The organism is Martinezella sp. CNPSo 3964 (assembly GCF_057784375.1).
The window spans coordinates 476,829-500,413 of sequence record NZ_JBXSOW010000005.1 but is presented as its reverse complement, the minus strand read 5'-3'; the positions used below and the strand labels follow the sequence as shown (position 1 = coordinate 500,413).

The window sequence follows — 23,585 nt, the reverse complement described above, 5'->3', positions numbered from 1 at the left end:
CATCAGACCGCGGCACATGCTCTATGCTGGTCTCATTGTCCTTGCAGCAATCGGCATTCTGTCTTTCCGCTACGGCTACTTCGACCGGCAGACGACATCGGCCATCACGGCGCCGGTGACGCGGGGCAGTGTCGAAGAGGCCGTGCTTGCATCCGGTACCTTCAGGCCGATCAAGCTGGTCGCGGTCGGCGCACAGGTCTCCGGGCGTATCACGGCGCTGCATGTCAAACTTGGCGATGCCGTCAAGAAGGACAGCCTTGTCGCCGAAATCGACTCAACCACACAGAGCAACGACCTGAAGACCGCTCAGGCTTCCCTGGCGAACGTCAGGGCACAGCGCCAGGAAAGCGAGGCCGATCTTGAAAACGCACAGACGACGCTTATCCGCCAGCAGACGATATTCCGCAATCAGGCGGGTTCCAAGGCGGACCTCGACAGCGCGGAAGCGAACGTCAAGAAGATTACTGCCCAAATTGCCGCTCTCGACGCGCAAATTACATCGGCCGAAGTCGCGGTCGAAACCGCGCGTGCCAATCTTTCCTACACGCACATCACAGCGCCGATGGACGGCACGGTGCTCGCCATCGTCAACCAGCAGGGCCAGACGGTGAACGCAGCGCAATCGGCCCCGACTATCGTCATCCTCGGACAACTCGATACGATGATCGTTCGTACCGAGATCTCCGAAGCCGATGTCGTCAAGGTCAAGGTCGGGCAACCGATCTACTTCACCATCCTTGGCGATTCTAATACCCGGTATGACGCGACATTGCAGTCGATCGAGCCGGCACCTGAATCGATCACCAGCGACAGCAGCGTCACCTCGTCGTCCACCACGACGTCGTCGAGCAGCAGTACGACATCGTCATCCTCGACCTCGGCGATCTACTACAATGGTGTGTTTGCCGTGCCGAACCCCGAGAACTACTTTCGCACCTACATGTCTGCAGAGGTTCACATCGTTCTCGGGCAGGCCAAGGATGTGCTTACCATCCCCTCCTCCGCATTGGGCGCCAAATCTGCCGAAGGATCCCGCACCGTTCAGGTCGTGAGCGACAACGGCAAGAGAATCCGTCGCAACGTCGTGGTCGGCCTCAACAATAATGTCTCGGCCGAGATCCTGTCTGGTCTCTCCGAGGGAGAGAATGTTGTGATTGGCGAGGCAAGTGCCGCGACTACCAAGACCAGCAGCGGCGGGCCTCCGCCACCAATGGGGTTCTGACGCATGCCTTCCCCTATTATCGAATTGAAGGGCGTGCGCCGCGAATATCAATCCGGCGACCGTACGATTGCGGTCCTGCAGGATGTCGACCTATCCATCGCCGAAGGCGAAATGGTCGCAATCGTCGGGCCTTCCGGCTCGGGCAAATCCACGCTGATGAACATCATCGGTCTATTGGACCGTCCAACCATCGGCACGTATGCGATCGCCGGCGAAGAGACGCATCGCCTCGACAGCGATGCGCTATCCAAACTGCGCAGAGAACACTTCGGCTTCATCTTCCAGCGCTACCATCTGCTTTCCGAGTTGACGGCGATCGGCAATGTCGAGGTACCGGCCATCTATGCCGGACAACCGGGCGAAACAAGACGAGCGCGCGCGGCAGCGCTTCTTGAGCGGCTCGGCATGAGCGAACGAAACAGCCATCGTCCGGGCCAGCTTTCGGGCGGCCAGCAGCAGCGGGTTTCGATCGCTCGCGCCCTGATGAACAACGGAAACGTCATTCTTGCCGACGAGCCCACAGGCGCCCTCGATCGGCAGAGCGGCGAGGAAGTTCTGCGTATTCTTGGCGAGCTCCATGCCGAGGGCCACACGGTGGTCATCGTCACTCACGATATGAACGTCGCTGCGCGCGCCGATCGCATCATCGAGATCTCCGATGGGCGGATCGTTGCCGATCGACGTACGAGCAGCGAAGTTCCGGCATTGCAGTCCTCCGCTACCGCGGCCGGGTTCGGCAAATCCGGCTGGCGGGAGATGGCCGGCCGGCTGACGGAGGCCTTCCGGATGGCGATCCTCGCACTCAAGGCCCATCGGCTGCGCACGTTCCTGACCATGCTCGGCATCATCATTGGCATAGCCTCGGTCGTCAGCGTCATCGCGCTCGGCGAGGGATCGCAGCGCAAGGTTCTGGAAAATATCAATAGCCTCGGCACCAACACGCTCGAAATCTTTCCCGGCAAGAGCTTCGGCGATACGCGCTCGGGTCGCATCAAGACCCTCGTGGTTGCCGATGCCGATGCGTTGGCGAAATTGACCTATGTTGCCGCCGTCACGCCGACCGTCTCGACGAGCAGCACCGTGCGATTCGGCTCGACGGAGGCAAATGCCCTCATCAACGGTGTGGGCGATGCATATTTTTCCGTGAAGGGATCGAAACTCATTACGGGCAGGTTCTTCGACGCGGATAGCGTGAGGCGCTTGTCACAGGATGCGGTGATCGATCAGAACACGGCGACGACCTTGTTCGCCGACAAGGGGCTCGACCCGCTCGGGCAAACCATCCTTATCGGCAAGGTTCCCGTGCGCATTATCGGCGTCATCGCCTCACAGCAAGGCGGCTTCGGCTCGAGTGACAATCTTTCCGTCTATCTGCCCTATACAGGCGTCCAGGCCCGCCTGCTGGGCGACATGTCGCTGCGCAGCATTACCGTACGGGTCGCCGATAATACCGAGACCTCCGCGGCGGAGACGGTTGTCACGCAGTTTCTGGAGCGCCGCCATGGCACCAAGGATTTCTTTATCCTCAACACCGACGATATTCGCCAGACCATCACCAGCACGACGCGAACGATGACACTGCTCGTCTCGGCGATCGCTGTCATATCCCTGCTGGTCGGGGGCATCGGCGTCATGAACATCATGCTCGTTTCGGTATCCGAACGTATCGCCGAGATCGGCGTGCGCATGGCTGTCGGCGCGCGACGTCATGACATTCTCCAGCAGTTTCTGATCGAAGCCGTCCTGGTATGTCTGCTGGGTGGTGCTTTCGGCATCGCGACAGCGCTCGGCTTCGGCTTTGCCTTCAACTATTTCGGATCGAACTTCACGCTTATCTATTCGGCGAGTTCAATCATTCTGGCCTTCGCATGCTCCTGCGCGATCGGCCTGACCTTCGGCTATCTACCGGCCCGCAACGCATCGTTGCTGGACCCCGTAGCGGCATTATCAAGAGACTGATATTTCTGGGAAAAATTGACGGCGGGGCCGGAAAGCAATCCGGCTTCGCCATTCGTGTTGGGGGCGTCATGGCGAAGCCGGGTATGCGGGGCGATCAAAGCCTGCTCGAGCCAAGCTGCTGATCGACCACGATTTTACATCAGTTACCGGCGCTGACATTTCTGAATGTTGCTGAAACAAGGCATTTTGGCGAAATTTAATGTCTCGGCTTTTCCGCCGACACGAACTATTTGGTAAGTTCTGTGACCTTACTTCCAATATTGGTTTATGTAGAATTTTCGAGAGTTCTACGCAAGTAAAGCCTGTTTGATCGCGCGGATGTACCGTCAGCTGATCCCGGCTTTGCAAGGATGGTCAAATCGCGATGCAACGATGATTTGGTTGGCGCCGATCGCGCTAGCTTGCGACCTTGGCCTCGGCGTTCTTGAACGATACCACCTGCTCCAATCCACGCGGCTGACGGTTACGCACCGTGATCTCGCCCCCGAATCGGGTGATGATCTCACGCGCGATGGCCATGCCAAGGCCGGCGCCTGGAAAAGATCTTTGCCTTGCGATGTCGATCCGGAAGAAGGGCTCGAACACCTGATTGAGCCGATCCTCCGGAATGCCGGGTCCGGTATCGACAATTCGCACAACGGCTTTATTGCCAAGATGCGTCACCGTCACCGTCGCCGACTGGCCGTGCGTTGCCGCATTGATGAGCAGATTTCGCAAGGCTCGGGTGACGGCGAGAGGACCTGCGCAGATCGTTGCCTGCTCCAGTTCGCCGCTCTCGACGTTCATATCGATTGCCTTCAGCTCCGTGACGATATCGTCGACGATCTTGTCGAGCCTGACCTGTTCCAGGCTGTCCTTGGATATCTCCTCCCGGACCAACCCTATGGCGCTGTCGGCGATCCTGTCGAGCTCCTCGAGATCGGCAAACCATTTACGCCGCTCTTCGTCATCCCGGATGAACTCCGCCCGCAGGCGCATCCGGGTCATCGGCGTTCGCAGATCGTGTCCGGCGGCAGCAACGAGCCGCATGCGGCTTTCAGTGGCGGCCTTCACCCGGGCAGACAGGCCATTGAGCGCCTGTGCAGTCGCACGAATTTCTCCCGGCCCGCTTTCCGCTATATGCGGCAAGGTACCGTCGGGATTGATCGCCGCCACTGCCTCTTCAAGCAAACGCAGAGGTTTCATGATCTTCGAGGCGGCAAAGATGGAGACGAGCACGCTGCCGATGATGATGAGGCCGAGCCATCCCACAAGGATTTTCCATCCACCCGGTGGCGGACCGTGGTCCGGCATCGGCATGATCAGCCAGTTGCCGTCGGTAAGCTTCAGCGACGCGATCATCTCGCCTGTCGATTGGCGCACTATGACAGCCTCGCGCATGCCGGATATTCGAAGCAGAGCCTCCATCAGAAAACGAGACAATTCTTCGTCGCGTTGACCTTCAGCAGGCCCGGGGGCGACGACCAATCCGGCCGATGCCGCCGTGGTTCTGTCCTTCTCTGCGAAAGTGGCAAGAATGGAGAGCTGATGGGCCATCCGTTCGACTGTCATATCCGGACGTGGCCCGCGCATGACGAGGCTTGCCACGAAGGACGAGGAAATGACGACCAGAACGATAGCGGTCATCAAAAGTAGCGCCAAGCGCGCGCCAAGCGACCTCATGAATCGCCTTTGATAGCCGTTACCGGAACGACGAGCTGATAGCCTCCATTGCGGATTGTCCTGAAGATGGGCTCTTCTATCGTTTCCCCAAGCTTGCGGCGCAGCCGGCTCATCAGGACGTCGATCGAGCGATCAGCCGGATCGCGATCGCGTCCCTGCGTCAGGTCGAGCAACTGATCACGCGACAAGAGCCGGCCTGCACGCTCCAGGAAAGCCTTCAGAAGGTCGAACTCAGCGCCCGTCAGCGAAATCACCTCGCCGTTTTCTCTGCTGACCCGGCGAAGCTGCGGATCGAGCAGCATGCTCGCGAATTGATAGCGCCTCTGCTCAGGCTCCAATGAGGAATCTTCGTTCGTGCGGCGCAGGACCGCACGGATGCGTGCGGCCAGTTCACGCGGATTGAACGGCTTGCCGAGGTAGTCGTCGGCGCCGATCTCAAGACCGAGAATGCGATCTATGTCCTCTTTCAGGGCGGTCAGCAGAATGACCGGCACCCGGGGGCGGCGGTTTCGCAGATCGCGGCAAAGATCGAGGCCCGACCCATCAGGAAGCATGACATCCAGGACGAGGAGATCCGGATGACGCCGGTTGAGCGCATCGTTGCATCCGCGCAGATCGCTTGCCGTCGATACGCGGAACCCCTGCTCCTCGAGATATCTGCTCAGGAGAGATCGTATTTCGTGGTCGTCGTCGACTATCAGAATATCGGGTGCGGCGCTGGCGTTCATGGGCTTCATTCCGTTTTCTCAATTCTTATACAAACTATGGTTTGCCTGAAAAGAAGGGTTTTGCGGCGCCAATACGGAAAAATCCCGCATAGAAACATTCGTTTACAAAATTCCCGGCACCGGAAATGTTGGGTAACAAAATAATTCGCGAAAAATGAAATCCGCTACAGTTGATGCGTCAACGCGGCGAAAGCCTCTGCTTACCGGTGGCCTTCAAAGGCCGCGGCATGCCGGCTGTCAGGCCGCCCGCAACCATTCGACGCTCCAGGCGGAAAGCCGCCCTTCGATGGCACCGCTATCCATCATCAGTCGAATTTCGATCGGCGCACGCGGATCGACAATATTGACGGGTACCGCCGCCTCGAACGAGCCGGTGCCTTCCGGGCGAACACGCAGCCTCCCCAGCAATTCGGCCGCATGTACCTCGACGGTGAAGATCTGCCCCTGACAGTCTTCGTCGACATCGAAAACAAACTTCGCATTCCAGCGACCTGTCGGCAAGTGAAGATAAGGGCCATAGATAAGGCAACGGGCTCCCCCGGTGAGGTCCACAAGCTCATCCAGGGTCTGCCCCAAGCTGTCGCCGGACAGAAATGTCTCCTGAGGCCAGAAGATGGTGGCGCCCGAGCTTTCCCGGCGGTCAAATTCCAAGGGACGAAGAACTTTCCTTGCCGTCTCGCGCAGAGCCTCGCTGACCTCCGGCACAGCCTCCTGTGGCATGAGATATCCGGCGATCACCGCCGCCGCAGCCTCCTCCAGTTTCGGTGGCTCGGCATGCGACGGCTGTCCGGCCGGCGCCATACCGACATGCAGCAACGCATTTGCAATCTGCTCAAGTTTGAGATCCGTACTGAAATGCCGGTCTATCGTCTTCAGAAGCAGATCTATGCTGCCCTTTTGATCGATGTCGTTGCGACGCAAGATGAGCGCTCCCGAGGCGCTCGCCAGTGGCTCCAGGCAGGCAAGGCTGGCCGAGACGGCCCTGACCAGACTAATATCCCGTTGCTCGGTTGCTCGAGCCAGATATGAAACCGCGTCGAGAGGATCCTCGAGAAACAATAGAAACGGCACATTGACCCTGAGGATCAATTCCGAAAGCCTGGCTTCCGGAAATTGCGAGACGAGAACGGCATGCATGCCCGTTTGCGCTACGACATGCTGCTTGAGGTCCTCCACCGTATCGGTTGCGATGATCGCATAGTCGCCGAAGGCTTCGCGGGCCAAAGCATGCACTGCGGCAACGCCCCAGGAGGACATGACGCCCGGCATCCCGAATGCAAAGAGGATGGTCATGGCCCACCCTTCCTGCGGCTATCCGTTGAAGAGGCTGTCATAAAGCGCGCTCACCTTCTGCTGATATCGATCCGTTGAAAAACGGGCGGCCTGCCTGGGGCCGGACTTGGCAAACGAGGCGCACAACCCATCGTCCTGATCCAGACTGACGATCGCTTTGCGCATCTCCTCCGTGTCATAGGGATCGACCAGCAGCGCGGCATTTCCGGCTATTTCGGGGATCGATCCTTCCGTGGAGCTCAGGACCGGCGTTCCAAGCTGCATGGATTCCAGCACCGGCAGGCCGAAACCTTCGTAAAGCGAGGGAAACAGCACCGCGCGCGCACCCCTGATCAGACTGATCAGCAAAGGATAGGACACGAAATCGAAGCGCTGGATCTGCCGTTGCGGCAGGATGCGGTCTTCCGCGCGAAGATAGAAGCGAAACCGGTCATCATCGATGAGCTGCTGCGTTTCCGCGCCCTTCCATCCCGGAGCACCGACGATGATAAGCGGCTTGGATGTCTTTGCGGCGAGATAGGCCTCGATCAGCCGAGAGATGTTCTTTTTCGGCTCGAAAGCGCCGAAGAAAAGGAAATAACCCTTCCAATCGAGATGGAAGATACCGGCAACTTCGTCGGCGACTACATCGGCCGGCTTCTCGCGAAGTCGCTCCGGCACGTGAACGGCCTGATAGGTATTGCTGACGCGCGCCTCATCGGCGCCCAGAACCTTGATGATATCGGCGCGCGAGGTTTCAGAGACTGTCACGATATGATCGGCTCGCCGGACCAGTGAACGCAGCATCTTGTAGTGATAGCGCTTGTCGTCCTCGGTCAGATAGGGCAGCCGCAAGGGAACGAGATCATGGATCGTATATATATTCAACGCCCTCTTCGCCGCGATCGGCATCGGATAGGTGCAATGGAGAAGATCCGGCTGGATCTCGAACTTCATCGTGAGACTGTTGCCGTAGCGTTTGAAGTGGTATCGCGCGAGCTGAAACAGGTCATTGGCTGCATAGACCGCGTCGGAGGTACCGAATTGCGATTGGAGCGATTTCAGAATGACAGTGCCGCTCAACGGGATCGGAACCGGCCTGACGCCGAACGGGGCGGCGATGCGACGCCGCAGCCAGCGCCTTGCGATCGCAACTGCACCAGGAACGCGGGCGCTGGCGTCATCGAATAGCAGCACTTCCCGCAGGACAGGGTCCTTCGGGACGTTTCCCGGCATTCCATGAACCACCCCCGTCTGATAGCCGAGGGACTGGGCGGTCGACATCAGGCTGCGGGTATAGGTCGCAACACCAGTACCTTTTTTCAGAGAAAGATTGAGGCCGTCGTAAAGGATCGTCTGGCTCACTCCCACCTCTCCTTCAGCATCTGGAATCCCTCTTCGCTCTCAAGCTGGTTTGTCACGCGACAGGACGAGCAGCGAATCGTCGGCCCCATATTTCGAAAGCAAGTCCTCGCCGGTGACTGGAACGGCCTCGCCACTGAAATCGAGGCGCCGCAGCGACCCATAGATGCCGGCAAGACGCTCGAGGAAACCGTGCGCGTCGGCATAGCGGCCAGGATTGAACTCGACGACGAGCATCGGCTTGTGACGGGCAATGGTTTCGCTCATTCCTTCAAGGATGACTTGCTCAGCCCCCTCCGCGTCGATCTTTATGAAATCGACACGCGAGCAGGCGTCCCCCAATCGATCGAGAGTGGTCACGGGAACCTTGATGACTGCGCCATCCTGGGCATCAGGCTGGAAAGTCTCTGAAACGATCAGCGCGTTTTTTGGCTCGCTATGGGGAATGTAAAAGGATGCTTCGCCCGCTATTGTGGCGCCGAGCGCCAGCCTTTCGATCCGTGTCCGGCCGAGCAGCCCATTGAGCTCGATGCTGCGACGCAGGAAGTCAGCCGCATGCGGATTGGGTTCGACGGCGATCAACTCGCCTTTGGCTCCCACCAGCTCGGCAAGCAAAAGAGAGTAATAGCCGAAATTCGCGCCGACATCGATCGCGGTCATGCCGCGCTTGACGTTACGTGCGCAAAACAACGTCAGCCAGATTTCCCAAAAACCGTCCAGAAGAACGTGAGAGCCGAAGCCCCTGTCGCGGGTATCGATGTAGAGTTTGTAGCGACCGAGCACGCGGACCAGGGCCGTATGACTTCCAAGATAGGCGCTGCTGACCCGCTGCAGGATCGCAGCCTCGGCCTGATGCCTGTCGAAAGCCATCAATTCATGAAGATGTAGCAGTGCCGAAGAACTCATTTTATCTCTCTCGGTCCGGCATGCCTGCCGCGTATTCTCGCAGGCTGGCCAACGTCATGAAATCCCAGCGAGTCACCCTTCCGCCCCTCTCTCGGTCCTTCACACGGCCCTCAGTTTGCCGTAGATGCAGCTATGCCGACCGATGCCGCCGACAGTGCCGTTCCGGTGACGCCCTGGAAGAGGCCCATGAATTTCTGAATATCGATCGAGGACGCATTGGAGACGTAGATGATATCCCGCGGCTGGACTTCGAAGTTCTGCATCGCGAGCAGCGTCGAGCCGTTTTTCAGATCGAACCGATAGACGATCGGAACGGCCACGCCTCTGCGCAGCAGCGGATTGTTCGGGGCAACGATGCGACGAGCGACATCAAGCGGCTCGTAGCGGAAGAGGAAGACGCCCGAGGCGTCGGCACGGGTATCTTGCAACCCTCCCGCGCGCGCAACGGCATTCGCCATGGTCAAATGCTGTGCACTGAAGGGCACCTCGCCGTTCTGGCCCGATGCACCGAGAATCGTGTAGGTGACCGGTTCCCGGACGACAGTGACCACGTCCTCAGGTCGCAATCTTACGTTTTCACGCGGATTTTGAACGATCGCGGTGAAGGGCAGATGCATTGTGCGGCGTCCCCGCGTCAGATAGACGACGCTATCATTGACGCCGGCGCGCAATCCTCCCGCGGCCGCGATGGCATCAAGCACGCGATCGCCGGCGGGTGACAGCGCAACACGCGCGCCACCGGCGACCTCGCCGGTGACAGTGACGGTATTCGAGGCGCTTTGCTGCACGGTTACCAGCGCCTGCGGCTGCACTGCCTTGCCGACAAGGCCGGAGATCACGGCTCGTTCGACAGCTGCGGGCGTGCGGCCGACCGCATTGATGCGCCCCACATAGGGAATACTGATCGTCCCGTCGCTATTGATGGTTTGAGGCGGGATCGTAACCGAACTGCCGGTCGCCTGCTGCTGACCTGAAGCGCTGGACGCCGTTCCAAACAGACTTCCAGGCGGTGCCTCCCAAAGACTGACGGAGACGACATCGCCGACGGCGATCCTCAAACCGGGATCACGCGCACCCTCGCCGAAATAGGCCGCGAAGCTGGCCTCGGGTCGAACAACGCTCCTGACCATCGCCGTCGATGTGACATCGACCAGCGCAAACGGCGGCGTGGTGCGTGCTGCCGCCTCTTCCAATATGCGAGAGGCCTTGGGTCCGGCCTCCGGTAAAGCACAGCCCGTAAGAACGCAGGCGAGAACGCACAATAATCCGAACTTCAACGGCATCGACGATCCTGAATGGCATGGAGACAGTTTTGGCGAAGCACTCTCGTGCGAGGCAGGCTAGGCCGTTCCGGCATCGTCGCTGCGCTCCCGGGTAAAACGAAGGGTCGACGAAGGACTGGAGCCATAGGCGTGTTTGTAGAGAACGGAGAACCGCCCGGGATTGGAGAATTGCAGACTCATGGCAAGATCGGTGATGCTTTCGGCCTGACCGCCCTTGATGGCGCCATGTGCCGCAGCCAGCCGGTAGTTGCAAAGTATCCCCATGGGCGTATCGCCACGATAGGTTTTGAACATGCGCTGCAACGCTCGCGGGCTGCAGCTTGCGGCGTGGGCGAGATCCTCCAGCATGATGGCATTATGCAGATTGTCGCGCATGAACGCCTCCGCCCTCAGGAGCTGCCGAGGCGCGTTTTCAAGCGTGCCGCGATTGAAGGCATCGGACAGATTGTGCGGCAGCTTGGCAAACAACTTGACCAGCAGGAGCTCGCTATAAGCCTTGGCGAGCATCATCCGTTCGGTCTGACGAGCGGTTGTCAAATCCTTCTCGGCCTGGCGCAGTGTTTGATAGAGCCCTTGTGCGCCACCTTGGCGGAAGCTCACCGGTGCCAGCGCAAATTCCTGCACGTAAGGCTTGCCGGTCAGTTCTTCGAAATGCTGCCGGATTACGGATTCCGGAATCTGAAACAGCAGCCAGGAGCTGCGTGGCTTGATCTCCAGCCGCTTGCCCGCACGGTCGCTAATACTGGCGACATAGTTGGCGGGAATGCGCAAGGACTTGCGCATTCGTCGGTGATTGATCTCGATCTCACCCGCGAGAACAAATACGATACTGACGCGCGGCAAATCCTGCTTTGCGATCCCCTCGAGGCCGGCCGAATGTTCGGCGCTTATGATCGAGGCCGACTGAAGCGGTTGCTTGCTGAATTTGAAAGAATAATCGCCTGAGGTTTCCGAGGGAACCGTCCATTTCCAGTTTGGCTCAAGCATGTCAAGGTTGCGAATGATTGCATCCCGGGAATACACCTCGAAAGTGCCAACGCATTGCTCGACAACTCTTTCCAACATCGCCATCCGCTAATCCTACTCAAAATCTCAGGTTGCATATTAGCCATCGCTAACACGTGATTTCTATCTAGGCTACATTTTTCTAGCGTTCGTTATGACGACTCCATTGCCTTGCTCCCGCGCCCACTTCAAGATGCAAGATCGTTCATCGCAAGTTGCATTATTGATTATTAAATTAGCACGATGAATTTTAGCACGACAGTACAGATAGTGACGATGTTATACAGAATCCTACCTCTTCGTAGCGCTGCCACAGGTTGAATATCTCGAACGACGATATCGGACAAAATACATCGACATCGGCAAATATTATTCAACACGGCTACGGTCAAAGGTTGCAGAAGTAGTTACTAATTTATCTCGGCTGGCTAGTCCGATGATTGTTGCGCGTACCAGGCCCGCGGATAAAATGAGGTACCCTGGAACCATCCATGTTCACGGCCAAAGACAATTTACACGCGACTTTCATTTCAATTATTCTAATACATCAGAAGGCTTAGGCGGAAGCCTGTGTTGCGGCTCGTGATGCCGCTGCCCGGGTAACAACCGGACCCTGGATAGCACAGAGGCGCCGTGCATCTAAGGTTCGATATTGTATCAATTTGCAAATATGGCGTGCATTACTGTTATCGATCCGCACAACCATCTACCAGGTGATCTACAATGTGGAGTAGATGCGAAACGCCGCATCGATGTCGTCGAAGACGCGACCGCGGCCATTTTTCAACACGAGCGCCGATTTGCACAGATCGCCGATCACATTGAGATTATGTCCCACAATGATCATCGAGCGATCCTTGCGCTTGACGAAAAGCTCTTCAAAACAACGTGATTGGAAGCGCTTGTCGCCAACGGCCAATACCTCGTCGATGAGATAGCAATCGAAATCGATGGCAAGCGACATGCCGAAGGCCAGCCTCGCCCGCATGCCTGAAGAATAGGTCCTGAGAGGCATGCGCAGATAGCGGCCAAGTTCACTGAAATCCTCTACCAGATCGCGAATTTCGTTGAATGGCTTGTCATAGATGCGCGACAGGAAGCGCATGCAGTCGAAGCCAGTCATCGAGCCACCGAAGCCACCGCTCAAGGCAATGGGCCACGACATCGACATGTTGCGTACGACCTTGCCCGACGTCGGCTCCTCTATGCCTGCAATCATGCGTACGAGCGTTGACTTGCCGGCCCCATTGTGTCCGAGGACGGCGATCTTTTCGCCGCGACCGATCTTGAATGTCACGCCGTCGACCACGCGGCGCATCCGGCCATGCACTTCGTATTCCTTGACGAGGTCGAACACGCCGACAATGCCATCTTCATGCCAGGGGATTTCGCTCTTCGGCGCGGGTGCCACCGAGGAGGCGATTTGCGTGAGACTGGAAGGGAGACCGGTCATTGCTGAGCCGCGTGCTCATATACCTGGATCATGAAGAAGCGCACAATCCAGAACGTCGCGAAGCAAACCGCAAGCAGCATCAGAAACGAACCGAACCGTTTCGGGTACAGCGCATGATCGGGCAAATTCGGATCAGCGATTCGCTCCAGATACAATTGTTGCCGCTGCGCATCGATCCTGGCATTTTCCAGGGAAACGGTGGCCGACGTCAGCATCTTTGCTGCCATTTCCCTCTCCAGCAGCAGCTGCTCATATTGCGCGATGCGAGGCGCCATCGAGCCGTCGCTACCGACGATACGTGCCCGTTCATCACTGATTTGGCGCTCCATCGCCGCCACGCGCGCTCTCAGCGCTTCCCCCTGTGGACTTTGCGGCGCCTGCAATTCCAGCGCCGAAAGACGCGCCTTGCTGTCGGCCAGATCGTCCGAAAGTCGTGCAATCATGTCCAAGGCGGCAGACGATTGCTTGCTTGGGTCGACAAGCGCTTCGCGATTGCGGAAGTCCGTCAGGCTCTTTTGCATGTTGGACAGCCTTGCCTGGCTGTCGTTCACTTCGATCTGTGCGTAATGGATGGCATCCTCGCGCGCCCGATCATTAAGGCGGTTGATGAGTTCTTCCGCATGCTGAACCAGGGCATTGGCCAGGCGATAGGCGTCTTCAGCACGAAATGCGCGCGCATCCAGTGTCGTTACGCCACTGCCACTGTCGGTGCGCACATTGATGAAACGAAGGTAGTGCTGATACAGCTCCTCGTTGTTGGCTTCGGCCCAAGGTAACGGGTAGCGGCTGAGAATGTCTCCTTCGGGACGGGAGAGGATCCCGGTCAGGCCATCTCTCTTTACCAAGGCGTCAACAGCGGCGCGTGACTTGATGAACTCGGTGACGATGTAGCTGTCGTCCTGCGCGCGAACGAAGCCGGTGCTCTGGAGAAAGCCGCTGAGCAGCCCCGCGGCATTCCGGTTCGGACTGCGCACGACGAACTGCGTTTCGGAAACATACTGATCGGCGCAGATGAAACCGTAATAGACCGCCCCAAGCAGACCGGGAACGACGACGATGAGCAACAGCAGCAGCTGCGATCGAGCCCATCGCGCAACAGAACGCGGCCAGGAAACTGGTTGACCTATGACGACGCCGGAAGAGCGTGCATCCACCAGCCTAACGAAATCAGTGAATTCCTTGTTATTCTCGATACGGCTCATTTGGGACCATCAAATCTCTCTTGGAATGGTCGAGACCACTCCACGGTTGCCTTTCCGGAGCTCCGATCAGGCAACTGCAGTCAGCCGGTTCCCATCGTTTCGGTTCGTCGTTCCGAACAACACGCGCGACGATTTCGACGGCAATTTACTTTGCGAGAGATTCCCATATATCCTTTGAAAGTCAAATATATTTCCGCGCTTCCGAAATTTTTACATACAGAAACAAGAATAATTTGCCTTGTGTCGCAATTAATACTTTAGCGACGCGATCCGTATGGCGAGGCCGAATTGTGGCGGCAATAACTGCCATTCGATTAGCCGTTTCACCCTCTTTGCTGGTTCAAGGAATTCGGAATGGGAAAGCTCGGAGGCATTTTAAAACATGTCGGCAGCAACTTTGCCTCGGATGGTCGTGGAGACCTGTTGATCGGCCGGATTCGCCGCAGCCTTTTGAAATTTCTCGTGGGTAGGCGGCGCAAACTCGCATCTGCGATACCGGAAGATGTCACCCAACTACATTTGCGTTTCATGCCCCCGAAAGCGGCTCCACTCATGCAACCAGCCGTGATCGGACATCGCAGGCTGTTTCGGTCAAGCGCGAGCCATCGCGCTTAGCAGACACACTTGGGGGACTCATATGCGTATGGATTCGACGATCTTTCCCCAGGAGACGCGGTCTTCGGCAAAGACAAGTGAGCCGCCGTCCTGGTTGCCCCCGACCAACGCGCGACTGCTCGCCTTCCTTCCGACACGTCGGCAGTTTCCTCTCATCGGTCCTGCCTTCTCCGCGTCGCTCAAGCCGATCGAATTGACGATGGGCGCCGCCGATGGTGTCGTCGGATGGGGGGACGGACCGCTTGCTCGTCTGGCACGTCTCTATGCGCAGGTGCTACGTCTGCCCTTCTGGACAATGGCGGGCGGCTTTCTCCAATCAACCGGTCCGGACGTCACGTCACCGATCTCCATCGTCGCCGACGATCTCGGCATTCATTCTTCCGCCCGTCAGCCGTCGCGATTGGAGGCGCTGCTTCAAAATGCTCCATCCGACACGGATACTCAGCGCGCCAGGGATTTGCGGCGATGGATCATCCGCGAGCGACTGTCCCAAGACATTCACCTACGGGACGAGGCCATTTCGCTTCGCCGAAGCCGTCGCAGGCGCATTCTGCTTGTCGACGAGGTAGTCGGAAATCGCACTGTGGAAAGTGCCGGTGCAGATGCAGCGACCTTCGCAAGAATGTGGACGGCGGCTCTTGCCGAGGAGAATGCCGACATCATTGTCAAATGCCATCCCGAAGTCGTCGCGGGCCAGGCCCGGGGCTTTCTTCAACCCCTCGCCCAGACGGCAGGAGTGCAGCTTGTGGACCGCCCTGTCTCGACACATTCGCTGCTGGATGTGGTGGATGAAGTTTGGACCGTATCAAGCCAACTCGGGCTGGAAGCGCTTCTGCGGGAAATACCCGTCGTCACCTTCGGCATGCCCGCCTATGCCGGCTGGGGGCTGACTGCAGATCGCGCCGAAGGCACGGTGGCAACGACGGCACGCTTGCGTCGTGGACGCCATGTCAGCATAGACGAGTTTGCCGCTGCCACGCTCTTTCAATATTCCCGCTATGTCGATCCCGTCTCCCGTAACCAGATCACGGCAGAGCAAGCGGTCGAACGGCTACTTGAATGGCGCATCCGTGCCCGATCACTGACCGGCCGTTACCTTTGCGTCAATTTCTCGCTTCACAAACGTGCAGTCATGCGCCGCTATCTGAACAGCCCCCGATCGCAGGTGCAGTTCGCCACCAATCCGGGCGTCTCAGAGATCCAGAGTGCCGACACCATCGTCCTTTGGGGGAACGCCACCCCTCCTGATGAATCCACTTTGTGGAAGCAGGGCAAGAGATTGCCGATCATTCGGGTTGAAGACGGCTTCATTCGCTCATCCGGCCTCGGCAGCTCGCTGGTGCCTCCATCTTCGCTCTGCTTCGACGATCAAGGCATCTATTTCGATGCCTCCGCTCCAAGCCAGCTGGAGACGATCCTGAACAGCACGAATTTCGACGACGCGCTTCTTGCGCGGGCAAAGCGCCTGCGGCAGGCCATCGTCTCGATGGGCATCACGAAATACAATCTGCCGCCGCAGCCAGCGCCGGATTATCGTGCTCTCGCCGAAGGCCGCAACGTCGTTCTGGTGGCCGGGCAGGTGCCGAACGACGCTTCGCTGCGGTTTGGCATGGCAAGTCATCCATCCGATATCGAGCTCCTCAAAGCCGTCCGGCACGCAAGACCAGAGGCATTTATCATCTACAAGCAGCATCCTGATCTTCTGGCGAAGGCGGCTGGCCGCCATCCGCCTCCATTCCTGCCCGCGGAGGCTGCCGATCTTGTTATCGGCAATGTCGATCTGGATAATCTTCTCGGCGTTGTCGACGAGGTTCATGTCGCGACATCGCAGATCGGGTTCGAGGCGCTGCTGCGTGAAAAGCCGGTATGGTGTCACGGTCTCCCCTTTTATGCCGGTTGGGGACTCACACACGATGCGGTTGTTTCGTTGCGGCGAAAGCGCACCTTAACGCTCGACGCACTCGTCGCCGGCACCCTCATCCTCTATCCGCGATACTGGTCGAACATCACCAATCTTCCGTGTGAAGCAGAAGACGTGGTTGACGAGCTCTATCGCTCCCGTCTGGGCACGGCTCCCAATCCGTCACGGCGGCGCTGGCTGGCACAGGCTATACACATGCTCGAGGCTAGAAAAACATGACGAAGCCGGTCGTTATGGATATCTCGCGATTGATGGAACGGGCGCATTGCCCGACGCCAACGGGTATCGATCGCTATGAGCTTCACTATGCGAATTGGCTGAACGAGCGCCGCAAACAAGCGGCTCTGGCCAATCTCGAAGCGTTTCCGCAGCCTTCCTGGTTTATCGAAACGAGCCACAGTGGCGCCGTCACCATTCCCTCGGAACGAGCAGACAGGCTGGTCTCCATCCTCAACAGCCGCTGGGCAGCGACGGAAATATCGTCCTCGCAGGCCGCCCTTCTCGATCGGATTTTCGCGGCTATCGATGGCAAGATCAGATGGCAGGCAGCGTCGGAAGTGAAAGCGGGCGAGGCCCATACGCAAAAGCTGCGCAAGATCGTGCATGCCGTTGCCAATCATTTCGCCCGTGGCCTGACGCTGCCGGACAGGGCGTCTTTCGTCCACGTGTCGCACAGCCGGCTGGAACGGACATCGGCTTTCTCCTGGCTTCGAGAAACCGGTCGCAACGGCGTCTTCTACGTCCATGATCTCATTCCGTTATCACATCCTGAATTCGTCAGACCGGAGGAGCCGGAGCGGCATCGTCGCAGAATGGAGACCGTGCTGAAACATGCGTCTCTGGTGCTTTGCAACTCTCAGGTAACGGCTCGCGCCTTGCGTACCTTTGCCCAGGAAAGCAACAGAAAGCTGCCCTCGATCGCCGTGCTGCCGCCTGGTGTCGAACAGTGCTTTCTGTCGCCGTCATCAGACATAGCGCGTCCGCGAATGCCATATTTCGTAACCCTCGGAACGATCGAGCCGCGCAAGAACCACATTCTATTGCTGCATCTGTGGCAATATCTGGCCGAGCGCGACGGGCCGATGGCCCCACGGCTGGTCATCGTCGGCAAGAGGGGATGGGAAAACAGCCATATCCTGGCGATGCTGGAGCGCTGCCCTGCCCTGCCTGGACTCGTCATCGAAGTACCTGGCCTGGAAGATGCCGCCTTGGCGCGGCTGGTCGCTGGCGCGGCCGCCCTTCTTGCCCCTTCCTTCACAGAGGGTTACGGCATGCCCGTCGCCGAGGCCATTGCACTTGGCACACCTGTTGTCGCCTCCAACATCAGCGCCCATCGCGAAGCCGCGGCCGGTCAACCTGCCATCTTCCTCGATCCCCTGGACGGGCTGAGCTGGCGAGCCGCCCTCGACATGATCGCCGCCTCGCCGCAACGCCGGACCAAGCCTAGCCAGCCAAGCGGATGGGACACGCATTTCGATGATTTGGAGACGCTGATCGAAGCCGATCTTTCGGCTCGGCGCCACGCTGCCCAGCGGGCCTCGCGACGCATCGAGAGAACATCGCCGTCGGCGGCTTTGCAGTGAGAGGCAACAATGCAGACAAAAGGCAGCAACAAGACAAATCCAATTGGTCAGCAAGACGTGGGAGCAGCGAAGTGACAAGCTTTTACGACATCGAGAACTGCTACAAATTCATCCTCGGCCGTGCAATGAACGAGGACGAGCGCAACGCCATCGGGCAGAATCTGCTGCAGCTGACGGATATTTCTCTGGACGAGCATCGTCGGCGTTTCCTCAGCTCCTACGAATTCCACCAGCGCCATAGCGAACTGCTCTTCAATAACTTCGTGCCGAAATCGCTTTTCGTTCTGTTCGAGACAAAATACAATTTCAAGCTGTATCTCGATCTGCGCCAGTATCACATATCCTTCGGCATCATGAGCGGCGAATACGAGAAATTCGATGTCGATCTCGTCAAGGCCATTCTGCCCGAAACCGGGCAGTTCATCGATGTCGGCGGCAATGTCGGATACTACTCGCTCTCCATTGCCGCCCATCCGACGTTCAAAGGAACGGTCCTTGCCTTCGAGCCGCTGCCGAAGCTCTGGGATCTGTTCAATCGCTCGATCCTCGAGAACGGCTTTGAGGATCGCGTCAGCGTTCGCCAGCTTGCCCTTGCGGATGCACCAGGCGAATTACAGCTCAACAATGCCGAGGACACGGTCAATGCCGGCGCGACGCGGCTGGTGACAAATTCCGCCGACACCAGGGTCGGGCGCATGACCAAGGTCGAGACGCTCGACGGCGTCGTCGGCAGACTGCGGCCCGATGTCATGAAGGTCGATATCGAGGGTGCGGAAGGCTTGTTCCTGAAAGGAGCGCAGAAAACGCTCTCGGCACATAAGCCCTCGCTCTTGATGGAGATCAACCGCGACATGCTCTCTGTGCTGTCGAAAACGACGCCCGGTGCTATCCACCACCAACTCACAGAGCGCGGTTACCACATCTGGAACAGCGCACAAAATAGGCTGACGCAGATGACGTCACCCGAGGAGCTCGACTTGAATTTTCAGGTCGGCACGGTGGCGAACATTCTGGCCGTGCATGACGATCGTATCGACGGTGTCAGCGAAAGCCTTCAGCGGCTTGGGCTGACACTGGGGTCGACGAAGGCAAAAAAACAGCGTCAGCGCGAGCCGGCGCTTTAGCCCTATCAATGCCCGACTGTGCGGCTCCGGCGCAAGATGCCGGCGTCGGCATTTAATACGGAGACATGATTGAGCAAACGGGTCAATGACATAGCTGAGGTCGCCTACTACGGCTCGTGCCCGAGCGAGGAGTTCGTCCGCCACGCCTTTCCGGATAGCAGAATCCCGTTCTTCTGCTACGGCATCAACATTGCCAGCTTCATGGACGAACGAAAAGCAAGCCTCAAGGCGATCGAGGCATGGCCTGAGCCGATCAAGAAAAAGCTGTACTTCGAAGCGCGCAAGGGCTTCAGGGAGCGACTGAAGCAGGCCGCCCCGAAAATGCTTGTTGTCGATTTCAGCCGCATCACGCGCGCCTCGCTCATGCGCTACAGAAACACCTTGCTGACAGTGCCCTATGAACTATTGGAGGCCGGACCGGATCTGCAGCGGGAAGCTTTCGGCATCTTCAAGATCATCCCCTTCGGCTGCCGCGAATTCTGGACGCACGTGATCGAGGCAATGCGGGCATTTTGCGATTTCGTGAATACGGAACTTCCAGATACAGGACTGATTCTGCTCGATGTTCCGCCCACCGCCGATTATCGCGGCACGCTCATCGACAGCAATACCTATATGATCGACTTTTGCCGCTGGCAGATGCGCTATCCGATGTCGCGCATGCTGGTGGACCTCTGCCTGGAGCATATTGAAAACAGCCGGGTACTGACGCCGCCCGTCGATCTTTATTCCGACGACACCGCCCTCTATGGACCTGCACCAATGCACTATTCCGCCGAGGTTTGGAAGGAGATGGCGGGGCGCTTCCATGCGGATGGCGGTTTCGAAGGCTTGCCGCGCTCCAGCGACCTGGTCTCGATCCTGACCAACTACTCCGGCCTTATGGATGCTTTCACTAAGACTGCGTTGTCGAACCCGAACCTTCACCGGTTCAGCCTCGATATTCTGCATGGGGCACTACCCTATCTTTTCGCGAAAATCAGCAGTCCCGCTCACAGTCATTTCGTCGATCCGATCGATTCCCACGACGTCGTTGCCGCCTTTCGTTGGATTCTTGGACGCGAGCCGGAATCTGCAGAAACTTTTCTCAATCATTATGCTCTGCACAACCGCGGCGAGCTGCGTGAAACGCTGCTGCGTTCCTTCGAATTCCAGAGCCAGGTGCCTCACTATGCCAAGCAGCAATAGCACGGTGAGGAGCGGGATGATCGTCGCATCATTCGAACTTGATGTGGTTGCGCGCCATGTTGACCAGAAAGAGGCCGACGGCCGTGGTGAACAGGCAGCATTTCAGAAGATAGCCGACGTCATAGAAGGTCTGCACCGTATCACCGAAGACGCCGGCACGGAACAGCTCGAAGCAATGGACGGTGGGAACGTAGAGCGCCAGTTTCTGCGGGCCGCTCGGCAGCCAGGCCACCATGAAGAACATGCCACAGATCGGCAGCGTCAGATATTGGAACGGCGGAATGAACTTCTCGATGAACTCGAACCGCTCCGAACCCGCCGCAAAGATAAGCCCGACTGCGAAGGAGAACCAGGCCATGAACAGCCAGCCGGTCAAAAGCAGGCCGAGATCTTGGAAGGGCGGGATGATTCCCGCCAAACGCGCGACTGTGTAGACCACAATGAGAGCCGCGGTCGTGCCCGCAATTTCCAGAAGTGCGCGGGCGATCAGTGCGTCGGCAAGGCGGATCTGACGATGATACATCAGAGGCAAGTTCTGGCGCAGGCAAGAGACGGCGTGACCGCTTATGTGGCGCCAGAGCGTCAGCGGCATGTAGCCGCTCAGAACGAAGGCGGCGACCGTCAATCCGTGTGCTTCGTGATGAAGCAAGGTCCACATGATCATGACGCCCGTCGTCAGGATCATGGGCTCAAGTGCGAGCCAGAGAAAGCCAATATTCTCACGCCCATAGCGGATGAGCATCTCACGCATGATCAGCGCGCCGAGAACACGCCCCTGGATCTTCAATCCGGTCGTGAATTGCGAACGGCCGCGGGAATTCATCGATACGTCATGCATGCGGAAGCCTCCTGTTCATCGTCCCACCTGCGTCGGACGATGGTGCAACGATACCGGCGAAGGCTTCGCGCTCAATTTTCATTGCGTCGGACTTGGACAATTACCGCCCACGGCTCCACAGCATCGATCTGCGACGGCGGACATTCATCAAGAGAGGCACAGTCATGGCTCTGATAGACTCCGAGACCCAAGGCAAGGCAGCCGATGCGGATCACAGACGACAGCCTTTCCGCCAGAGGATTGCGCGATCGATCGCCAAGCCTGCAAAGGCCGGCAAACGCCGCAGACGTTCGAAACGATTGGGCGCCTATGGTCTGGCAGTCATTGCCCCGACCCTTGTCGTCAGCGCTTATTACGCCTTCGTCGCCGCCCCGATCTATGTGTCGGAAGCATCCTTCGTCGTTCGCATGGCCGCTCCACCGTCATCCAACGTCTTCGGTTCGCTGTTGCAGAACAGCGGAATAACCAGATCACAGGACGATACGTTTTCCGTGCAGGAATACATCCGCTCCCGCCAGGCGTTGAAGGAACTCGCTAGCAAGCTTCCCGTACGTGCCATTTTCGGCAGTCCGCAAGCGGACTGGCTGACGCGCTTTCCACGGTTCTGGGAAAACAACAGCGAGGAGGAACTCTACGGTTACTACTCCGATCGCGTCTCAGTCATTCACAACGACACGACCGGCATCACCGTATTGCGCACGACTGCCTTTCACGCGCAGGATGCAGCCGATCTGAATACTACGCTGCTGGTGCTTGGCGGTGATCTGCTCGAACGCCTGAACGACCGCGCTCGCGGCGATGCAGTTCGTTTCGCCGACAATGAGGTGCAGGAGGCGCAGCAGCGGGTCATAGATGCGCAACGAAACATAACGGACTTCAGAAACAAAGAGCTGATGATTGATCCAAACGCCAGCTCCATGTCGATGATCGATCTCATCAGCAATCTGACTGCCGAGCTGGCGAGCACGCGCGCGCGCCTTGCAGAAACGCGCAAGACCGTGCCTGACAGCAATTCCATTCCTTTTCTGACGAGTCAGATCGCGGCTCTGGAGCAGCAGATCGAAAATGAACGGGCCAAGATGGTCGGATCGGACAAATCAGTCGCGCCGAGGATTGCGGATTATGAAAGTCTCGTCCTGATGCGGGAGTTTGCCAACAAGGCACTCGTTGCCGCCCTCGATGCGCTCGAAGCCGCCAGGGCCGATGCCCGCCGTCAGCAACTTTATCTCGAGGTGGTCGTTCCGCCGCAGATGCCGGATGAGGCAGAGATGCCTTATGCGCTCAAGAACATTGCGATCGTCTTCCTGTCCTTGAGTCTTGCCTACCTCCTGGGCTGGCTCATGCTCACCGCCATCAAGGATCATGAGGCCGGCTGACGAAGCAGCCGTGCTGCTTGAGGCTGGAACATACCAATTGCGGTATCAGTCGGGATGCCAGAAGCAGGTATAGATTTCCGCCATGCAGGCACGGATCTCACGGCTGGCAACCGAATCCGGAGTGACATGGCCATAGAGGCTGAACTCCGCGTCGCGCGCACGAATGTAATATCGCAAGGCCGCTTCTATATCCCGCATCGCCTTGTAAAGATGCGCCGTCTGGATTTCGACATCGATTACCGATGCGGCATCAAGATTTTGCGCATATTCGCGATAGATATCGTAGAGCCGCAGCGCCTCGTCGAAATCGCCGGCTTCCTTTGTCACATTCGCATAGACGGCAATCAGGTCGATCTCGCCATCCGTATCCACCAGATCGCGCAGTTGCGCCCGCGCCTGAGGCCAACGCCGCGACTGCACCAACTCCATGGCACTCTGTCGCTTGCGTTCTATGTCGACGCGCGAAAATCGAAGGCGCGCCAATTTCAGATGTCCGGCTATGTCGGTATCATCCGGCGCAAGCGCGTGGGCGCGCTCATACCATTGAAGCGCTGCCTCCGGTTCATTCATTCGATTGTAGAGGTGGCCGAACTGCAGATGAATATCGACATCGTCAGGCTCCTCCTCAAGAAAGTGCCGATAAGCCTCCAGTGCTGCTTCGAAATCGCCATTCTCCTTGCAGGCATGGCCGAGTTGTACAAACAGCGATACTCGCGTGGGATATTGCTGCAGCGCCTGCTGATAATAGAAGGCGGCCGTCGCCCAATCGCGCCGATCACGTGCGGCATCCGCCTCGGCCAGAACGTTGACCGGCGTGCGGGCCTCGGCAGCCCCGCTTCCCGCTTGGCCGACGCGCAGAAGCGTCGATGCGAATCTCAACTCTCGC

Annotated in this window: 18 protein-coding genes; 7 read left to right on the top strand and 11 right to left on the bottom strand. The window is 58.1% G+C overall.

All coding sequences use genetic code 11. The features are described from left to right. Positions 1 to 16 precede the first annotated feature (16 nt). Together AC13Q5_RS18770 and AC13Q5_RS18765 are read left to right on the top strand one after the other, a co-directional pair. The gene (locus tag AC13Q5_RS18770) at positions 17 to 1,222 is read left to right on the top strand and encodes an efflux RND transporter periplasmic adaptor subunit (protein ID WP_143525461.1); all 1,206 of its coding nucleotides are present in this window, start codon (positions 17 to 19) and stop codon (positions 1,220 to 1,222) included. Between the two features lie 3 nt (positions 1,223 to 1,225). Further along, positions 1,226 to 3,181: a MacB family efflux pump subunit gene (locus tag AC13Q5_RS18765; RefSeq protein ID WP_488502723.1), complete on the top strand. Its 1,956-nt coding sequence runs from the start codon at positions 1,226 to 1,228 to the stop codon at positions 3,179 to 3,181. Between the two features lie 396 nt (positions 3,182 to 3,577). On the opposite strand, the gene AC13Q5_RS18760 is transcribed toward AC13Q5_RS18765, so the two are convergent. The 9 genes from AC13Q5_RS18760 to AC13Q5_RS18720 form a co-directional block, all read right to left on the bottom strand. Next, the gene (locus AC13Q5_RS18760; RefSeq protein WP_075854242.1) at positions 3,578 to 4,843 is read right to left on the bottom strand and encodes a sensor histidine kinase; all 1,266 of its coding nucleotides are present in this window, start codon (positions 4,841 to 4,843) and stop codon (positions 3,578 to 3,580) included. Beyond that, positions 4,840 to 5,571 carry a response regulator gene (locus tag AC13Q5_RS18755; RefSeq protein ID WP_075854334.1) on the bottom strand — a complete coding sequence of 244 codons (732 nt, stop codon included), beginning with the start codon at positions 5,569 to 5,571 and terminating at the stop codon, positions 4,840 to 4,842. The genes AC13Q5_RS18760 and AC13Q5_RS18755 overlap by 4 nt, the downstream gene beginning before the upstream one ends. Before the next feature lie 237 nt (positions 5,572 to 5,808). Beyond that, positions 5,809 to 6,864 (bottom strand): hypothetical protein, encoded by a 1,056-nt coding sequence (locus AC13Q5_RS18750; RefSeq protein WP_457878239.1) that lies wholly within the window; start codon positions 6,862 to 6,864, stop codon positions 5,809 to 5,811. Positions 6,865 to 6,882: 18 nt separating this feature from the next. After that, positions 6,883 to 8,208, bottom strand: coding sequence for a glycosyltransferase family 4 protein (locus AC13Q5_RS18745; protein ID WP_488502722.1), 1,326 nt, complete (start codon positions 8,206 to 8,208; stop codon positions 6,883 to 6,885). A gap of 39 nt (positions 8,209 to 8,247) precedes the next feature. Beyond that, positions 8,248 to 9,111, bottom strand: a complete 864-nt coding sequence (locus tag AC13Q5_RS18740) for an FkbM family methyltransferase (RefSeq protein ID WP_457878238.1) — start codon at positions 9,109 to 9,111, stop codon at positions 8,248 to 8,250. Positions 9,112 to 9,221: 110 nt separating this feature from the next. Next, the gene (locus AC13Q5_RS18735) at positions 9,222 to 10,394 is read right to left on the bottom strand and encodes a polysaccharide biosynthesis/export family protein (RefSeq protein ID WP_488502721.1); all 1,173 of its coding nucleotides are present in this window, start codon (positions 10,392 to 10,394) and stop codon (positions 9,222 to 9,224) included. A 57-nt stretch (positions 10,395 to 10,451) separates the two neighbouring features. Continuing rightward, positions 10,452 to 11,381 carry a helix-turn-helix transcriptional regulator gene (locus tag AC13Q5_RS18730; protein WP_244557878.1) on the bottom strand — a complete coding sequence of 310 codons (930 nt, stop codon included), beginning with the start codon at positions 11,379 to 11,381 and terminating at the stop codon, positions 10,452 to 10,454. A gap of 736 nt (positions 11,382 to 12,117) precedes the next feature. Then, the gene (locus tag AC13Q5_RS18725; protein WP_083961384.1) at positions 12,118 to 12,852 is read right to left on the bottom strand and encodes an ABC transporter ATP-binding protein; all 735 of its coding nucleotides are present in this window, start codon (positions 12,850 to 12,852) and stop codon (positions 12,118 to 12,120) included. Next, positions 12,849 to 14,054 carry a KpsE/RkpR family capsule polysaccharide export protein gene (locus AC13Q5_RS18720; protein WP_075854236.1) on the bottom strand — a complete coding sequence of 402 codons (1,206 nt, stop codon included), beginning with the start codon at positions 14,052 to 14,054 and terminating at the stop codon, positions 12,849 to 12,851. The genes AC13Q5_RS18725 and AC13Q5_RS18720 overlap by 4 nt, the downstream gene beginning before the upstream one ends. Before the next feature lie 637 nt (positions 14,055 to 14,691). Here AC13Q5_RS18720 and AC13Q5_RS18715 point away from each other — a divergent pair. The 4 genes from AC13Q5_RS18715 (at position 14,692) to AC13Q5_RS18700 (ending at position 20,485) form a co-directional block, all read left to right on the top strand. Beyond that, the gene (locus AC13Q5_RS18715; RefSeq protein ID WP_488502720.1) at positions 14,692 to 16,809 is read left to right on the top strand and encodes a capsule polysaccharide biogenesis protein; all 2,118 of its coding nucleotides are present in this window, start codon (positions 14,692 to 14,694) and stop codon (positions 16,807 to 16,809) included. Continuing rightward, on the top strand, positions 16,806 to 18,173 hold the full coding sequence (locus AC13Q5_RS18710; protein WP_488502719.1) for a glycosyltransferase family 4 protein: 1,368 nt from the start codon (positions 16,806 to 16,808) through the stop codon (positions 18,171 to 18,173). The genes AC13Q5_RS18715 and AC13Q5_RS18710 overlap by 4 nt, the downstream gene beginning before the upstream one ends. Positions 18,174 to 18,244: 71 nt before the next feature. Further along, a complete protein-coding gene (locus AC13Q5_RS18705) occupies positions 18,245 to 19,297 on the top strand; it encodes an FkbM family methyltransferase (RefSeq protein WP_488502718.1) in 1,053 nt (350 codons plus the stop codon). Positions 19,298 to 19,366: 69 nt separating this feature from the next. Beyond that, the gene (locus AC13Q5_RS18700) at positions 19,367 to 20,485 is read left to right on the top strand and encodes a DUF6270 domain-containing protein (protein WP_488502717.1); all 1,119 of its coding nucleotides are present in this window, start codon (positions 19,367 to 19,369) and stop codon (positions 20,483 to 20,485) included. Between the two features lie 28 nt (positions 20,486 to 20,513). On the opposite strand, the gene AC13Q5_RS18695 is transcribed toward AC13Q5_RS18700, so the two are convergent. Beyond that, the gene (locus AC13Q5_RS18695; RefSeq protein ID WP_083961383.1) at positions 20,514 to 21,323 is read right to left on the bottom strand and encodes an ABC transporter permease; all 810 of its coding nucleotides are present in this window, start codon (positions 21,321 to 21,323) and stop codon (positions 20,514 to 20,516) included. A gap of 164 nt (positions 21,324 to 21,487) precedes the next feature. Between AC13Q5_RS18695 and AC13Q5_RS18690 the strand changes: the two genes are divergently transcribed. Then, positions 21,488 to 22,699 (top strand): KpsE/RkpR family capsule polysaccharide export protein, encoded by a 1,212-nt coding sequence (locus AC13Q5_RS18690; protein WP_488502716.1) that lies wholly within the window; start codon positions 21,488 to 21,490, stop codon positions 22,697 to 22,699. 45 nt (positions 22,700 to 22,744) lie between these two features. On the opposite strand, the gene AC13Q5_RS18685 is transcribed toward AC13Q5_RS18690, so the two are convergent. Then, the gene (locus tag AC13Q5_RS18685; protein ID WP_488502715.1) at positions 22,745 to 23,578 is read right to left on the bottom strand and encodes a tetratricopeptide repeat protein; all 834 of its coding nucleotides are present in this window, start codon (positions 23,576 to 23,578) and stop codon (positions 22,745 to 22,747) included. Between the last annotated feature and the right edge of the window lie 7 nt (positions 23,579 to 23,585).

Excerpts from the sequence above, each read along its gene's own strand:
- AC13Q5_RS18770 (WP_143525461.1), top strand. The coding sequence starts at position 17 with ATGCTCTATGCTGGTCTCATTGTCCTTGCAGCAATCGGCATTCTGTCT.
- AC13Q5_RS18765 (WP_488502723.1), top strand. The coding sequence starts at position 1,226 with ATGCCTTCCCCTATTATCGAATTGAAGGGCGTGCGCCGCGAATATCAA.
- AC13Q5_RS18760 (WP_075854242.1), bottom strand. The coding sequence starts at position 4,843 with ATGAGGTCGCTTGGCGCGCGCTTGGCGCTACTTTTGATGACCGCTATC.
- AC13Q5_RS18755 (WP_075854334.1), bottom strand. The coding sequence starts at position 5,571 with ATGAACGCCAGCGCCGCACCCGATATTCTGATAGTCGACGACGACCAC.
- AC13Q5_RS18750 (WP_457878239.1), bottom strand. The coding sequence starts at position 6,864 with ATGACCATCCTCTTTGCATTCGGGATGCCGGGCGTCATGTCCTCCTGG.
- AC13Q5_RS18740 (WP_457878238.1), bottom strand. The coding sequence starts at position 9,111 with ATGAGTTCTTCGGCACTGCTACATCTTCATGAATTGATGGCTTTCGAC.
- AC13Q5_RS18735 (WP_488502721.1), bottom strand. The coding sequence starts at position 10,394 with ATGCCGTTGAAGTTCGGATTATTGTGCGTTCTCGCCTGCGTTCTTACG.
- AC13Q5_RS18730 (WP_244557878.1), bottom strand. The coding sequence starts at position 11,381 with ATGCTTGAGCCAAACTGGAAATGGACGGTTCCCTCGGAAACCTCAGGC.
- AC13Q5_RS18725 (WP_083961384.1), bottom strand. The coding sequence starts at position 12,852 with ATGACCGGTCTCCCTTCCAGTCTCACGCAAATCGCCTCCTCGGTGGCA.
- AC13Q5_RS18720 (WP_075854236.1), bottom strand. The coding sequence starts at position 14,054 with ATGAGCCGTATCGAGAATAACAAGGAATTCACTGATTTCGTTAGGCTG.
- AC13Q5_RS18715 (WP_488502720.1), top strand. The coding sequence starts at position 14,692 with ATGCGTATGGATTCGACGATCTTTCCCCAGGAGACGCGGTCTTCGGCA.
- AC13Q5_RS18710 (WP_488502719.1), top strand. The coding sequence starts at position 16,806 with ATGACGAAGCCGGTCGTTATGGATATCTCGCGATTGATGGAACGGGCG.
- AC13Q5_RS18695 (WP_083961383.1), bottom strand. The coding sequence starts at position 21,323 with ATGCATGACGTATCGATGAATTCCCGCGGCCGTTCGCAATTCACGACC.
- AC13Q5_RS18690 (WP_488502716.1), top strand. The coding sequence starts at position 21,488 with ATGGCTCTGATAGACTCCGAGACCCAAGGCAAGGCAGCCGATGCGGAT.